Source organism: Pseudomonas sp. AMR01 (assembly GCF_041946035.1).
Lineage (GTDB): Bacteria > Pseudomonadota > Gammaproteobacteria > Pseudomonadales > Pseudomonadaceae > Aquipseudomonas > Aquipseudomonas antarctica_B.
On the sequence record NZ_JAUTYR010000005.1, the window covers coordinates 226,188 to 241,086 of the forward strand.

General features: G+C 60.7%; 12 protein-coding genes. 7 read left to right on the forward strand and 5 right to left on the reverse strand.

Annotated features, from left to right (window positions below; all coding sequences use genetic code 11):
- Positions 1 to 4 precede the first annotated feature (4 nt).
- Genes rsmA through Q7C20_RS07590 form a run of 4 tightly spaced genes read right to left on the reverse strand, consistent with a single transcriptional unit; the run spans position 5 to position 5,925 of the window.
- Positions 5 to 817: a 16S rRNA (adenine(1518)-N(6)/adenine(1519)-N(6))-dimethyltransferase RsmA gene (gene rsmA, locus Q7C20_RS07575; RefSeq protein WP_375066605.1), complete on the reverse strand. Its 813-nt coding sequence runs from the start codon at positions 815 to 817 to the stop codon at positions 5 to 7.
- On the reverse strand, positions 814 to 1,803 hold the full coding sequence (gene pdxA / locus Q7C20_RS07580; protein ID WP_375066606.1) for a 4-hydroxythreonine-4-phosphate dehydrogenase PdxA: 990 nt from the start codon (positions 1,801 to 1,803) through the stop codon (positions 814 to 816). Before pdxA ends, rsmA begins: the two co-directional genes overlap by 4 nt.
- Positions 1,800 to 3,134 (reverse strand): peptidylprolyl isomerase, encoded by a 1,335-nt coding sequence (locus Q7C20_RS07585; RefSeq protein ID WP_375066607.1) that lies wholly within the window; start codon positions 3,132 to 3,134, stop codon positions 1,800 to 1,802. The genes pdxA and Q7C20_RS07585 overlap by 4 nt, the downstream gene beginning before the upstream one ends.
- Positions 3,115 to 5,925, reverse strand: a complete 2,811-nt coding sequence (locus tag Q7C20_RS07590) for an LPS-assembly protein LptD (RefSeq protein ID WP_375066608.1) — start codon at positions 5,923 to 5,925, stop codon at positions 3,115 to 3,117. The genes Q7C20_RS07585 and Q7C20_RS07590 overlap by 20 nt, the downstream gene beginning before the upstream one ends.
- A gap of 130 nt (positions 5,926 to 6,055) precedes the next feature.
- Between Q7C20_RS07590 and Q7C20_RS07595 the strand changes: the two genes are divergently transcribed.
- The 3 genes from Q7C20_RS07595 to Q7C20_RS07605 are packed head-to-tail and all read left to right on the forward strand — an operon-like array spanning position 6,056 to position 8,521.
- Positions 6,056 to 7,081 (forward strand): aminoglycoside phosphotransferase family protein, encoded by a 1,026-nt coding sequence (locus Q7C20_RS07595; RefSeq protein WP_375066609.1) that lies wholly within the window; start codon positions 6,056 to 6,058, stop codon positions 7,079 to 7,081.
- Positions 7,078 to 7,752: an N-acetylmuramate alpha-1-phosphate uridylyltransferase MurU gene (gene murU, locus Q7C20_RS07600; protein ID WP_375066610.1), complete on the forward strand. Its 675-nt coding sequence runs from the start codon at positions 7,078 to 7,080 to the stop codon at positions 7,750 to 7,752. Before Q7C20_RS07595 ends, murU begins: the two co-directional genes overlap by 4 nt.
- A 1-nt stretch (position 7,753) precedes the next feature.
- Entirely contained in the window at positions 7,754 to 8,521 is a 768-nt protein-coding gene (locus Q7C20_RS07605; RefSeq protein ID WP_375066611.1) for a TerB family tellurite resistance protein, read from the forward strand.
- 154 nt (positions 8,522 to 8,675) lie between these two features.
- Here Q7C20_RS07605 and Q7C20_RS07610 read toward each other — a convergent pair whose 3' ends face one another.
- The gene (locus Q7C20_RS07610) at positions 8,676 to 9,650 is read right to left on the reverse strand and encodes an alpha/beta hydrolase family protein (protein WP_375066612.1); all 975 of its coding nucleotides are present in this window, start codon (positions 9,648 to 9,650) and stop codon (positions 8,676 to 8,678) included.
- Positions 9,651 to 9,727: 77 nt separating this feature from the next.
- Here Q7C20_RS07610 and Q7C20_RS07615 point away from each other — a divergent pair, with 77 nt between their 5' ends.
- From Q7C20_RS07615 to Q7C20_RS07630, 4 genes are all read left to right on the forward strand, one after another.
- Positions 9,728 to 11,722, forward strand: coding sequence for a histidine kinase (locus Q7C20_RS07615; protein ID WP_375066613.1), 1,995 nt, complete (start codon positions 9,728 to 9,730; stop codon positions 11,720 to 11,722).
- 18 nt (positions 11,723 to 11,740) lie between these two features.
- Positions 11,741 to 12,370: a response regulator transcription factor gene (locus Q7C20_RS07620; RefSeq protein WP_348056507.1), complete on the forward strand. Its 630-nt coding sequence runs from the start codon at positions 11,741 to 11,743 to the stop codon at positions 12,368 to 12,370.
- A gap of 213 nt (positions 12,371 to 12,583) precedes the next feature.
- Positions 12,584 to 13,696 (forward strand): ABC transporter ATP-binding protein, encoded by a 1,113-nt coding sequence (locus Q7C20_RS07625; protein WP_375066614.1) that lies wholly within the window; start codon positions 12,584 to 12,586, stop codon positions 13,694 to 13,696.
- A gap of 43 nt (positions 13,697 to 13,739) precedes the next feature.
- Positions 13,740 to 14,780 (forward strand): ABC transporter substrate-binding protein, encoded by a 1,041-nt coding sequence (locus tag Q7C20_RS07630; protein ID WP_348056503.1) that lies wholly within the window; start codon positions 13,740 to 13,742, stop codon positions 14,778 to 14,780.
- Positions 14,781 to 14,899: the final 119 nt, after the last annotated feature.

The following is a 14,899-nucleotide window of genomic DNA, read 5'->3' on the forward strand; positions in this document are numbered from 1 at the left end:
CAGGTTATTCCGCTGTTGGCGCAGGCTGGATGGCCAACTGGTCGGCCAGGCGCACAAACGCGGCCAGGTCCAGTTGCTCGGGGCGCAGGCTGCCATCGACGCCGGCGGCTTCGATTTCAGCGTTGCTCAGCAGCGCCTTGAGCGTGTTGCGCAGGGTCTTGCGGCGCTGGTTGAACGCCTCGCGTACCACGCGTTCCAGCAACTTGTGATCCTTGGCCGGGTGCGGCAGCACAGCGTGGGGCACCAGACGCACGATCGCCGAGTCGACCTTCGGCGGCGGGTTGAACGCACCAGGACCAACGTTGAACAGGTGTTCCACACGGCAGTGGTACTGAACCATGATCGACAGACGACCCCAGTCGCCACCGCCAGGGCCTGCCGCCAAACGCTCAACCACTTCTTTTTGCAGCATGAAGTGCATGTCGCGGATGATCCCGGCGTTGTTCAGCAGGTGAAAAATCAGCGGCGTGGAGATGTTGTAAGGCAAGTTGCCGACAACCCGCAGGCTGTTCGGCGCGGCATTCAGGCTGTTGAAGTCGAACTTCAGCGCATCGCCCTGGTGCAGGTTGAAGTTGGGTTGGCCGGCGAACTGCTGGTTGAGGATCGGGATCAGGTCCTTGTCCAACTCAACCACGTCCAGTTGGCCGCCGCTGTTAAGCAGGCCCTTGGTCAGCGCGCCCTGGCCAGGGCCGATTTCCAGCAGACGGTCTTCGGGTTTGGCATGGATGGAGCGCAGGATACGATCAATCACGCCAGCGTCGTGCAGGAAGTTTTGCCCGAAACGCTTGCGCGCCCGGTGTTGGTAATGCTCAGTCATATACGGGTCTCGGCCATCTGATAGGCGGTTTCCAGGGCCACGTGCAGGCTGCCGGTATCGATCTTGCCACTGCCCGCGAGGTCCAGGGCAGTGCCATGGTCGACGGAAGTGCGGATGATCGGCAGGCCCAGTGTGACGTTGACTGCGGCGCCGAAGCCTTTGTATTTCAGCACAGGCAGCCCCTGGTCATGGTACATCGCCAGCACTGCGTCGCAGTGCTCCAGATATTTGGGGGTAAACAGAGTGTCCGCAGGCAGTGGGCCACGCAGGTCCATGCCTTCTTGGCGCAGACGCTCTAATGTCGGTTCAATGATGTCGATTTCTTCATGGCCCAAGTGGCCGCCTTCGCCGGCGTGCGGGTTGAGCCCACAGACCAGGATGCGCGGTTGGGCGATGCCGAATTTTTGTTGCAGGTCGGCGTACAGAATGCGCGTGACACGCTCAACGCGCTCGGCGGTGATGGCATCGGCGACATCGCGCAGCGGCAGGTGCGTCGTCACTAGCGCGACGCGCAAGCCGCGAGTGGCCAGCATCATCACAACTTGGGGTGTGTGGGTCAGATCGGCAAGGAATTCGGTGTGGCCGGAAAAGGCGATCCCGGATTCATTGATCACGCCCTTGTGCACCGGGGCCGTAATCATTCCGGCAAAATCGCCGTCGATACAGCCTTGTCCGGCACGGGTCAGGGTTTCCAGCACAAAGGCCGCGTTGGCCTTGTCCAGTCGCCCGGCAACCACCTCTGCCTGCAACGGGGTGTGCCACACGTACAGGCTGCCCTCCGGTGCTGGCAGGTCGGGCCAGTTGCCTGGCGCCACGTCCAGCAGGTTGACAGCCACACCCAGTTGCGCGGCTCGCTCAATGAGCAAGTCGCGGCTGGTAATGGCAATCAGAGGGTGTGGCTGAGGTTGCGAGGCGAGTAGCAGGCAAAGGTCTGGACCAATGCCGGCCGGCTCGCCGGGTGTTACCGCGAAACGCTGGGGTTTCACTGAGGTGCCTGATCAGCGCCTGTTTGCTCGGCGGCGGGCAGCTTGTTTTCTACGTAGGCTTCGTCACGGATCTGACGCAACCAGGTTTGCAGCTCTTCGTCGTATTTGCGGTTGCGCAGTACGGTCAGCGCTTGTTGCTCGCGGGCCTGGTTGGTGTTGTCGGTGGCGCGACGGCCAAGGACTTCCAGTACATGCCAGCCGTATTGGGTCTTGAACGGCTTGGACAGAACGCCTTGCGGAGTTTTGGCCATCACTTCCTGGAATTCCGGCACCAATGCTTTCGGGTCGATCCAGTTCAGGTCGCCGCCGTTAAGCGCCGAACCCGGGTCTTCCGAGAAGCTTTTGGCCAGGGTGGCGAAATCTTCACCGCCTTCAATGCGGTCATAGATCTTCTGGGCCAGTTCCTTGGTTTGCGCTTCGGTGCGGATTTCGCTTGGTTTGACCAGAATGTGACGAACGTGTACTTCGTCTTTCAGCGAGGTCTCACCGCCGCGCTTGCCCAACAGCTTGATGATAATGAAGCCACCTGGGGTGCGAGCCGGCTGAGTAATGCCGCCCACTTCCATGGCGCTCAACTCGCGATCAAACGGAGGAGGCAATTGAGCGGCTTTACGCCAGCCCATGTCGCCGCCGTCCAGAGCGTTGTCACTGCCGGAGACGGCAATAGCGGCCTGGGCGAAGTCGGCACCGGCTTTCAGGCGGTCATAAACAGCCTGGGTTTTTGCGGCGGCGGCATTGAGCTGCTCGGCGCTGGCGCTGTCCGGTGTGGAGATCAGGATGTTGGCCAGGTGCAGTTCTTCAGAAAGCTGCTGCTTGCCAAGGTCCGACGCGAGGAAGTTCTTCACTTCCTGCTCCGACACCTGAACCCGCTCGGCCACGCGGCGCTGACGGACACGGCTGATGATCATTTCACGCTTGATCTGGTCACGTGCGTCCTCATAGGACAGGCCATCGTGAGCCAGAGCGGCGCGGAACTGATCAATACTCATGTTGTTGCGCTGAGCAATGGTGCCAACGGCCTGGTTCAACTCTTCGTCCGAAATACGGATGCCGGAGCGATCGCCGATCTGCAGCTGCAGGTTCTCGACGATCAGGCGCTCCAGAACCTGTGGCTCCAGCACGCTGGTAGGCGGCACGCCACCACCGCGCTTGGCGATGGTTTGCTGAACTTCCTTGACCCGTTGGTCCAGTTGGCTCTGCATGATCACGTCGTTATCGACGATAGCAGCCACTTTATCCAACTGTTGAACCGCAGCGTGTGCCGAAACGGTACCCAGGAACAGCGCGCCCAGCACGAGCGGGCGCAGACAATCAGAAAGCTTGATCTTCACGTTCACGATAACCTTGAATGCCTTTGTCGAGGAAGCTCTCTACCTTGGCGCCGGTCAGGCCGCCGAGTCCTTTAAGGACAACCTGTAGGAAGAGCCCGTGGTCACCCTTTTCGTTGAGCGGGGCGATCTGGCTGAATTCGTCGTTGGAAACCCAGTAACGGTTAATGACGCGCAGTTTCCAGCAGCAGTTGTCGTACTCGAAACCACCGAAGGCTTCCAGGGTACGGTTGCGGGCATAGTCATACTGCCAGCGGGTGATCAGGTTCCACTGCGGAACGATTGGCCACATCATCGAGAAATCGTGTTGCTGGATTTTGTAGTAATCCTTCACGAAGTTATCAGCGCCAGGCGTGCCGTAGTCACCGCCGAACTGCCATTTACCGGTCAGCTGGTTGTAGACCACTTGGTCGTTGCGATAACGGTAGCCGAGGTTGATGATCTTGTTCGGATTGTCTTCCGGCTGATAGTGGAACATCGCGCTGCCGGAACGAGCGCTGTGTTCCTCGGTGTCCCAGTTGTAGTCGGCAGTGGCACGCCAGTCGCGGTTAAAGCGGAATTCGTATTCCAGGGCGACAGGCGACACATCAGACTGTGAGTCAGCGCGGTCCGAAGCCAGGATGCCTGGCAATTGAACTTCGCGATCCTTGAAGTACACGGCCTGGCCCACGGAAACCCGTTGACGTTCAAAGCCATTGTCTTCGATCCAGCGGCTGGTTACACCCAGGGACAGTTTGTTCTCGTCGCCAATACGGTCGTTGCCGCTGAAGCGGTTATCGCGAAACAGCGAACCGTAGCTGAACGAGTATTCACTGGTGTCGAATACCGGAATATCGCTCTGGTCCTTGTTAGGCACATAGAGATAGAAGGCACGCGGCTCCAGGGTCTGGCGATACTCTTTGCCGAACCAGTTCGTGTTGCGGTCGAAGTACAGGCCGCTGTCGACGCTGGCGATAGGGACTGCACGATCCTGGTCGCTTTTGAACGTACCACCAGCGTAAGGGTTGGAGGCCGTTGCTGCATTTTGAGCCGCGATGATCTGGTTTTTGCCAATCGCATCAAGGTCAAGATCATACTTGGTATAGACATACTTGAGCTTCGGCGTAATAAAACCGTAGGTCCAGTTCATCGGGTACTCAACGGCTGGCGCGACATTCAAGCGAGTACCGTTTGCACGGGTCAGGCCTGTTACGAATGTATCCAGTCGAGGCGAAACCAAGCCGTCTTCGTCGGTAAACGTACCATTTTGCAGGTCGCGATCGAAGCGAACGGCTTCTGTCTCGTAAGTGAAGTTCAACCCGCCCGGATGGTAGGGCAGCGCACCGTTGAAGGTAATCTGCGGCAGCCGATCATAGGGAGTGATCTGGGAGATCGTTGAGAGCTGGTAGGCCTGGACGTTCAAACGAGCCTGGTAGGAGTCGCCCCTGTAAGATACCGAACCTTGCTGGTTCAGGTAGTCACGGCTCTGAACCCCTTCCTGATAGGTCTTCAAGTCCTGGAAGAAATAAGGGTCGCTGATCTTGGTGTAGTCAACCTGAGTCGCCACCCTGGAATCCAGCCCGCCCTTATGCTGCCAATTGAGCATATAGCGAGTTTTTTCGTAATCGCTCTGATTCTTCCGCTCGTCGCTGTCGTCGTTCAGGTACGCACCGCCGAACTGGCCTTCGCTGGACTTGGTGAGGTAGCGGAATTCGCCTTCCATCATCATGCCGCGCTTGGTCATGTATTGCGGGTACAACGTGGCGTCGTAGTTCGGCGCCAGGTTGAAATAGTACGGCGTAACCAGTGTGAAGCCGGTTTTGCTGCCGGTGCTGAAGCTTGGCGGCAGGAAGCCGGACTGACGACGGTCGTCGATCGGGAAATAGATGTACGGGGTGTACAGGATCGGAATGTTCTTGATCCGCAACGTTGCGTTGGTGGCCGTACCGAAACCGGTGGCCGGGTTCAACGTGATGTTGTTGCCCTTGAGCTGCCAGGCGTTGCTGTCCGGCTCGCAGGTGGTGTACGTACCGTCCTTGAGACGGATGACCGCGTTTTCAGCACGCTTGGCGTACAGCGCGTTACCGCGGATACGCGATTTGTGCAGCACGTATTCGGCGTTGTCGATCTGGGCCGCGCCGGTATCGAGCTGGACTTCGGCATGGTCGCCGACGATCAGGGCGCCGTTGTCGCGCAGACGGACATCGCCGGTCAGCTCGCCACGGTTTTCAGCCTGATACAGATTGGCTTCCTGAGACTCCAGTTGCATGCTGCCCTGGCGCATGACGACGTCACCGGCCAGGGTCGCAATTTGCTGTTCCTGTTCGTAACGAGAGACCTTGGCGCCGATGAACGTCGGCGCGTCGCTCTTGTTCGTCTTGTCGTTCATGCCAGGACGGGTCGGCTCGATGTACGCGCCGGAGCAATAAGGGCCGGTTTCAGCCAGTTGGGCTGCGGTCAGCTTATCGCGGGGCACCCAGTCCAGGTGGCTGTAGTCGGCACTGCGCGCGCGCAGGCCTCGGCCCTTGGCTTCGGTGACCAGCGCGGTCTTCGGTTCGTCCGCGGCACTGCCGCCGGCGTCGGCCTGGGCCGTGTCGCCGGCAGCACTGACGGCTGCACCGTCATGCACCGGGCGCGGTGGTAATGGGGCTGCGGCGGTTTTCGGCGCGCAATCCCAGGCACCCGAAGCAGAGACTGAGCAGTCATACTGTTCCGCGGCGACCACGAATGAGGTGGCGAAAGGTTGCATGGCCAGCAGACTGCCGGTTACCAGCAACGGAAATTTTCTACGAAACGCGGGGGATTTCAATGCCATCTTATTAGTCCGGGCTTCCTGCGTGCCATCTGCCCGCGGTGTGGGCCGCACGCCTCTCGATGGTCTGAAAAAGATGCGTGATAATAAAGCATGACCCGCTTGACGGCTAGCGCCGTCGGAGACCCTTGTAATGCCCGAGCAAGATATACGTTTACAACAGCTGGAAGTCTGGCTGGAAGAGCAGTTACCGATCCTTTTTAACGCTCAAGGTTGGGGTGCCGTACCCCCGGCCACATTGACTGCGGCCAGCAGCGACGCGAGTTTCAGGCGTTACTTCAGGTGGGAGGGTGGCGATCAATCTTTCGTCGTCATGGACGCGCCACCCCCCCAGGAAAACTGCAAACCTTTCGTCGATATCGCTGATTTACTCGCGAAATCGGGAATTAATGTGCCAAAAATATATGCAGAAGATTTGCCGCGAGGCTTTCTTTTGCTTAATGACCTGGGCACAAAGACCTATCTGGACGTGATTGACGAGCAAAACGCCGACACATTGTTCGCCGATGCCATCGACGCACTGCTGGCTTTTCAGCAATTGCCGATGGACGCGCCACTGCCCAGCTATGACGTTGCCTTGCTGCGCCGCGAGCTGGAATTGTTTCCAGAGTGGTACGTGCGCCGGCATTTGGGTATCGAGCTTGATACCCGGCAACAGGCGCTTTGGCAGCGCGTCAGCGACCACCTGATCGACAGCGCGCTGGCCCAGCCCAAAGTCCTGGTGCATCGCGACTATATGCCGCGCAACCTGATGATCAGCCAACCGAACCCCGGCGTGCTGGATTTCCAGGACGCGGTTTATGGTCCGGTCACGTATGACATCACGTGCCTGTTCAAGGATGCGTTTCTCAGCTGGCCTCAAGCCCGCGTGCGGGAGTGGCAGCGTGGTTACTGGGAACGTGCCGGGAAACTGGGCATTCCGGTGCAGGCCGATTTCGACGAGTTCCTGCGCGCCAGCGACTTGATGGGTGTACAGCGCCACCTCAAGGTCATCGGCATCTTTGCGCGCATCTGCCACCGTGACGGCAAGCCACGTTACCTGGCCGACGTGCCGCGCTTCTTTGCTTATATAGAAGCGGTGCTGGCAGACCGTCCGGAGTTGAATGAACTGGGCGAGTTGCTCGCCAGCCTGCGCCAACCCAACGAGGCGAACCCATGAAGGCAATGATCCTGGCGGCGGGCAAGGGCGAGCGCATGCGCCCGCTTACCTTGCACACGCCCAAACCTCTGGTGCAGGCGGGCGGCAAGCGGCTGATCGAGTATCACTTGGAGGCGTTGGCGAAGGCCGGCTTCAGTGAAATCGTGATCAACCATGCCTGGCTGGGCCAGCAAATCGAAAGCTACCTGGGCGACGGTGCCCAGTTCGGCCTGCGCATCCAGTACTCGCCTGAGGGTGAACCCCTGGAAACCGGGGGCGGGATTTTCAAGGCGCTGCCGCTGTTGGGCGACGAGCCGTTCCTGCTGGTCAATGGCGACATCTGGACCGACTACGACTTCGCCCGGTTGCGCCAGCCGCTACAGGGGCTGGCCCATCTGGTGATGGTCGATAACCCGGCGCATCACCCCAGCGGTGGAGATTTCTACCTCGATCAGGGTTTGCTTCATGATGCCGCGCCCGGTGCCGATAACCTGACCTTCAGTGGCATTTCAGTGCTCGACCCCCAGTTGTTCGCGGGTTGCAGTGCCGGTGCCTTCAAGCTGGCGCCGCTGCTGCGCGCGGCGATGGCCAAAGGTCTGGTAACGGGGGAACACATGACGGGACGCTGGGTTGACGTGGGTACGCTGGAACGCTTGGCGCAGGTCGAAACCCTGCTGACTGCGGGGCAATAACATGTTGTGGCCAGGGACGCTGATCGGCGCCGGGGCTGGCTTTGCCATTGCCAGTATTCCGGGGGCCTTGTTGGGTGCTTTATTGGGGCAGGCACTGGATCGCCGCTTGCAACTGCAAAGCTGGGCGCAATTGCGCGAGCGCCTGGGTGGGCGCCTGGCATTGCGTAACGACGAATTGCTGTTTGTGCTATTGGGGCGCCTGGCCAAAAGTAATGGCCGGGTCGCGGATGGGCATATCCGGCAGGCGCGCCAGGAGATGCACTCGCTGGACATGTCCGAGCCGGCCCGGCGCCGTGCTATCTCGGCGTTCAACCGTGGCAAGTCCGGCTCCGACCGGGTGCGCAGTTATCTGCGCTTACTCAAGGCGCAGCCCCATGCCGCCGAAGGCATGTTGCGTGCGTGCTGGCGCATGGCCTGGGCGGACGGCAGGGCGGATGACGCCGAGCGCGAGTTGATCGAACTGTGGGGCAAATGGCTGGGCTGGACACCGCAGCAGCTCAAGGCACTGGCGTCCGACTATGTTCAGGAGCGCAAGCCGCTGGCCAATCGGGCCGGGGCTTATCAGGACGCGTTGCGGATTCTGGGGGTGACGTCCACCTCCGAGCCGTCAGTAATCAAGCACGCGTATCGCCGTCTGCTCAGCCGTCACCATCCGGACAAAATCGCCGGCAGCGGCGCCAGCCCCGCGCAGGTGCGTGAAGCGACCGAGCGAACGCGTGAACTGCACAGCGCCTACACGCTAATTCGCGAGCGACGGGATTTTCGGTAGCCGCTACGTTGTGGAAGTGACAACCCAATCAAATGTGGGAGCGGGCTTGCTCGCGAAGGCGGAGTGTCAGTCACCAGATCCATCAACTGACACACCGCCTTCGCGAGCAAGCCCGCTCCCACATTTAAATCTGCGGTGTTCTTTAGTTGTGCTATCAGTCTCCAGCAGCCTGCGGACTCAACCACCCACGAACCCGCCGATACAACTGTTCCTGCTCGGCCGAACCGTCGCCGGGCACGGTCTTGAGTGACACCTGTTTATAGCCCGTATTTTTCGCACGCTTGGCCGCCTGAACCCGAGTCAGGGCGTTTTTGCGATCCTGCTCGCCATCCTGATAAAACACATCCGCCGTCGGCACTTTCAGCGCCGGGGCCAGTTGTTGCAGGTTCGGCTGACGGCCCGCAGGCGTTTTGCCCGCCACCATCACCAGCTTCTGCACCTGGGCCGGCTGCTTCTCGCTCAAATAACGCGCGGCCCACCAAGCGCCGGTGCCATGGCCGAGCAGCACGACGCTGCGCGCGCTTTGGGTCTGGGCGAAGGCCACGGCGGCGTCGATACGGTCGAAGATACGCTTGGCGTCAGTTTTGTCCTGCTCATCCGCGCCCGGCACCACGGCCGGGTCAGTGCCATCGGCTTCGGCGCTGGCGGCTTGTTCGATAGGTTTGGCGGCGGTGCTGCCGTCTTTACTGCTGGTGTCGACAGCGGCCGTGGGCGCTTCCATCAACCGCGGTGGCAGGGTGTCCATGTTCACGTCCGGTAACGAAAGACTGAGCGTGCCCCAGTTGGCGTCCGGCAATTTGCTGCGCAATGGCGCGATTGCTTGCGGCCAGTCAGCACTTTCCCCGGCGCCGGGCACGATAATCACCACGCCTTCGGGCTCGGCGCTGTTGGCCGGTTTCCACAGGGCCAGAAATGAATCGCTGCCGGCCTGCAATTGTTGCTGCTCTTGTTTTGGAATCTGCCGTTCCAGGGCGGTGACTTCTTCTGCGCTACGTTCGGGCAGAGGATGGCGTTCAACCGGCTTCTCGGCGGCGGGCGCAGGTGCATCGGCGGCCTGAACAGAAAAGGCGCTGGTAAATAGCAGCGACAGGCACAATGCTGGCAGTGCCGAACGGTGAATAAAGGGCATCGTTAATTCCCGGCCAGAAGTGATTCGAGCAGCCTAATGGGTTGATCAGTATTTGTCAGTGATGTGAGACGTGGATCATGGGTTTTCGCTGTCTGCTGGTTATCGGCTGTTTGTGCGTTGCCTTGATGGCAACGGCCGCGCCTGCGCCTGTCGCACCGCAGGCGCAATTGGATGCGCAGCAGCGTGAATGGCTGGTGCAGCACCCGGAACTGCGGGTGGGCCTGGTGTTGCAGGCGCCGTACGCACAATACGATCGGCGCCTGCAGCGGTTGTCCGGGGCCAATGTGGAATTGATGCAATGGTTGGCCAAGGCGCTGAACATTGAGCTGTTATGGCGCAATTTTCCGAGTCAGGAGCAACTGGAAGCTGCCGTGCGTGACGGCGAGGTGGACATCGCCCCCGGTTTGCAGCAAACCCCGGCCAGTTTGCGCCTGTGGTTATTTACCGACCCCTATATGCGCGTGCCCCAGCACATCGTCGGTATTCGCGACGGCGGCGGCGTGGTGGAGCTGGAAAAACTCGACGAACACGCCCGCGTCGCCGTGCGCATGCCCAGCGCCGTGGCCGATTACCTGCGCAGCACCTACCCCAACCTGAACCTGCAAGGCGTGCCCATGGAGCGCCAGGCCCTGCAATTGCTTGTGAGCCAGCAAGCGCGCTACGCCGTGGTGGATGAGGCGCAATTGAGCCGGTTGTCAGGCGAGGCGGAGTTCGCCGGGCTGGCGGTCGTCGGCGACATCGGCCTGCCGCAATTGCTGCGCGTGGCCACGCGCCGTGAGTGGCCCGAACTGGCAACCATCATGCAAAGCGCCTTGCGCGCGATACCGGCCCGCGACCTCGACCAATTGCACACCCGCTGGCTGCAACCCAAATACCCTCGGCTGACTGAGTCTGCGGGCCTGTGGCAAAACCTTTGCCTGCTGTTGGGCATGTTCCTGCTCGCCAGCCTGGCCGTGGTGTTCTGGCAACGTCGCCAGCAACGGGTACTCGAACACAGCCTGCTGGCCGCCCGCGAAGAAAGCGCCGCGCGCGCCGCCGGTGCCGAGGCCCTGCAACTGACGCAATTTTCCATCGACCAAAGCACCGTTGGCATTCTCTGGGTCAATTGGGACAGTCACGTGCGCTACGCCAATCGCGCCGCCGAAAGCATGCTGGGCTACTCGCCTGGCGCGTTGATCGAGCGACCGCTGATTGATTTCGACCCGACCCTGGACATGGATCGCTGGCTCAACCTGTGGAAGCGCGCGCGCGCCAGCGAGGAAGGGCCGCAAAACTTCGCCACCGATTGCCTGCGCGCTGACGGCAGTATCCTGCCCGCCGACGTGTCGTTGAGCTTTTTGCGATTTGCCGACGGCGAATACCTGGTCGTCTACCTCAATGACGTTACCGAGCGTCGTCGCTACGTGGCCGCGTTGCTGCAAAGCGAGGCGCAGCTGCGTGAGTTGTCGGCCCACCTGGAAACCGTGCGCGAAGAGGAAAAGGCGCGTATCGCCCGTGAAGTCCACGACGAGCTAGGGCAAATGCTCACGGTGCTGAAGCTGGAAACCTCGATGTGCGAGCTGGCCTATGCGCAACTCGATCCCGGCCTCAACGAAAGGCTGAACAGCATGAAGCGCCTGATCGCCCAGCTGTTCCAGCTGGTGCGCGACGTGGCCACTGCTCTACGCCCGCCGATTCTCGACGCAGGCATCGCCTCGGCCATCGAGTGGCAAGCCCGGCGTTTTGAAGCCCGCACGCAGATCCCGTGCCTGGTGCAAGTCCCGGAAAACTTGCCCGCCTTGAGCGACGGCAAGGCCATCGGCCTGTTCCGGATTCTCCAGGAAGCGCTGACCAATGTGATGCGCCATGCCCAGGCGCATACTGTCGAACTGACATTGACCGTGGAAGGCCCGGACCTGCGGCTGACCATCAGTGATGACGGTGTGGGTTTCGTCCAGGGCGAAGGGCGGCCGGTGTCGTTTGGCGTGGTCGGCATGCGCGAGCGCGTGTTGATGATGGGTGGGCAGATGAGCCTGCACAGCGAGCCGGGGGAGGGCACCACCCTGAGTGTTACGGTGCCGCTGGATGCCTGACTATAAGAGGAAACCCCTGTGATTCGCGTACTGGTAGCCGAAGACCACACCATCGTTCGAGAAGGCATCAAGCAACTGATCGGCCTGGCCAAAGACCTGCTGGTGGTCGGTGAGGCGGGCAATGGCGAACAATTGCTGGAGACCTTGCGCCATGTGCCGTGCGAGGTGGTGTTGCTGGATATCTCGATGCCCGGCGTGAATGGCCTGGAAGCCATCGCGCGCATTCGGGCGCTGAGTAACCCGCCGGCGATTCTGGTGCTGTCGATGCACGACGAGGCGCAAATGGCGGCTCGCGCCTTGAAAGTCGGCGCGGCGGGGTATGCGACCAAGGACAGCGACCCGGCGCTGTTGCTGACCGCCATCCGCAAGGTGGCGGCGGGCGGGCGTTACATCGACCCGGACCTGGCCGACCGCATGGTGTTTGAAGTTGGCTTGACTGATAACCGGCCATTGCATTCATTGCTGTCGGAGCGCGAGTTCTCGGTATTCGAGCGCCTGGCCCAGGGCGCCAACGTCAACGATATCGCCGGGCAACTGGCGCTGAGCAGCAAGACCATCAGCACCCACAAGGCGCGCTTGATGCAAAAGCTCAACATCACGTCATTGGCCGAGTTGGTGAAGTACGCGATGGAGCACAAGCTGCTTTAATCGCATGCCTGTTTGCGACCTGTTTCACGGCCCTTGAACCCATTTCAGGCGCCCGCTGCTGACGCACTGTTCCATCCCCGCCATCGCTGTAGGGCAATCCCTACCCCCAACCTTCCATCCGGCTGATGCCATTCTCTCTCGGCCCCCGATTTCCGGGGGCTCGCGCCTGGACTACGCTTGTGCCACAGCAGTCCAAAACACAAAGGTGCGGGTATGAGCGAGGTGGATTCAAATGATGTGCTGGTCAGCTTTCGTGGCGTGCAAAAGAGCTACGACGGCGAGAACCTGATCGTCAAAGACCTCAACCTGGAAATCCGCAAGGGCGAGTTCCTCACCCTGCTCGGGCCGTCCGGTTCGGGCAAGACCACCAGCCTGATGATGCTCGCCGGTTTCGAGACGCCGACCGCTGGCGAAATCCTGCTAGCCGGGCGCTCCATCAACAACGTACCGCCGCACAAGCGTGATATCGGCATGGTGTTCCAGAACTATGCGCTGTTCCCGCACATGACCGTCGCCGAGAACCTGGCGTTTCCGCTGTCGGTGCGTGGCCTGAGCAAGACCGATATCAGCGAGCGGGTCAAACGCGTGCTGAGCATGGTCCAGCTCGACGCCTTCGCCCAGCGCTACCCGGCGCAACTCTCCGGCGGCCAGCAGCAGCGCGTGGCACTGGCCCGCGCGTTGGTGTTTGAACCGCAGCTGGTGCTGATGGACGAACCCCTCGGCGCCCTCGACAAGCAACTGCGCGAACACATGCAGATGGAGATCAAGCACTTGCACCAGCGCCTCGGCGTGACCGTGGTGTACGTGACCCACGACCAGGGCGAAGCCTTGACCATGTCCGACCGCGTGGCGGTGTTCCACCAGGGCGAGATCCAGCAGATCGCCGCGCCGCGCACCCTGTATGAAGAACCGAAAAATACCTTTGTCGCCAACTTTATCGGCGAAAACAACCGACTCAATGGCCGGCTGCACAGCCTCACCGGCGAGCGCTGCGTGGTGGAGTTGGCGCGCGGCGAGAAGGTCGAGGCGCTGGCAGTCAATGTCGGCCAGCTCGGCGGTCCGGTTACCCTTTCGGTGCGCCCGGAACGCGTGAGCCTGAATGGCTCCAGCGAAAGCTGCGTGAACCGATTCTCGGGGCGCGTGGCGGAATTTATCTACCTGGGCGACCACGTGCGCGTGCGCCTGGAAGTCTGCGGCAAGGCCGATTTTTTTGTGAAACAACCGATTGCCGAGCTGGACCCAGCCCTGGCGGTCGGCGACGTGGTACCGATTGGCTGGCAAGTCGAGCACGTTCGCGCACTCGACCCACTTCTAGAGGCGAATTGATCGCCCCCTGGCTTCACCAACCCTGCACGTGGAGAGAACAACAATGTTGAGATCCCTTAAATACACCGCCCTGGCCATCGGCCTGATGGGCGCGACACAGGCCATGGCAGGCCCGGACCTGACGGTCGTGTCCTTTGGTGGCGCGAACAAGGCGGCTCAGGTCAAAGCCTTCTACGCACCGTGGGAAAGCGCGGGCAACGGCAAGATCATCGCCGGTGAATACAACGGTGAAATGGCCAAGGTCAAAGCCATGGTCGACACCAAAAGCGTGTCCTGGGACCTGGTGGAAGTGGAGTCGCCAGAGCTGTCCCGTGGCTGTGACGAAGACATGTTCGAGCCGCTGGACCCAAAACTCTTCGGCGACAACGCGAACTACGTGAAGGGCGCAATCCAGCCCTGCGGCGTGGGTTTCTTTGTGTGGTCCACCGTGTTGGCGTACAACGCCGACAAGCTCAAGGCAGCACCGAGCGGCTGGGCGGATTTCTGGGACGTGAAGCAATTTCCGGGTAAACGCGGCCTGCGCAAAGGCGCCAAGTACACTCTGGAATTCGCATTGATGGCTGATGGCGTTGCGCCTAAAGACGTCTACAAAGTGCTGGCCGGTAAAGATGGCCAGGACCGCGCGTTCAAGAAACTCGATGAACTCAAACCGTACATTCAGTGGTGGGAAGCAGGCGCCCAGCCGCCGCAATACCTCGCTTCCGGCGACGTGGTCATGAGCTCGGCCTACAACGGCCGCATCGCTGCCGTGCAAAAGGAAAGCAACCTGAAAGTGGTGTGGAACGGCGGCATCTACGACTTCGACGCCTGGGCCATACCTAAAGGCCTGGCGAAGGACCGTGCAGAAGCGGCGAAGAAATTCATCGCCTTCTCGGTACAGCCACAGCAGCAGAAGACCTACTCGGAAAACATCGCCTACGGCCCGGCGAACACCCAGGCGGTGCCGTTGCTGGCCAAGGACATCCTCAAGGACATGCCGACCACCCCTGAAAACATCGCCAACCAGGTGCAGATCGACGTGAGCTTCTGGGCAGATAACGGCGAGCAGCTGGAGCAGCGCTTCAATTCGTGGGCTGCCAAGTAAGCAGCAACACCGCATAACCCACTGTGTGAACAGGCTCATGTGGGAGCTGGCTTGCCTGCGATGGCATCAACCGGGTATGTCAGATACCCCGAGGTGTCTGCATCGCAGGCAAGCCAGCT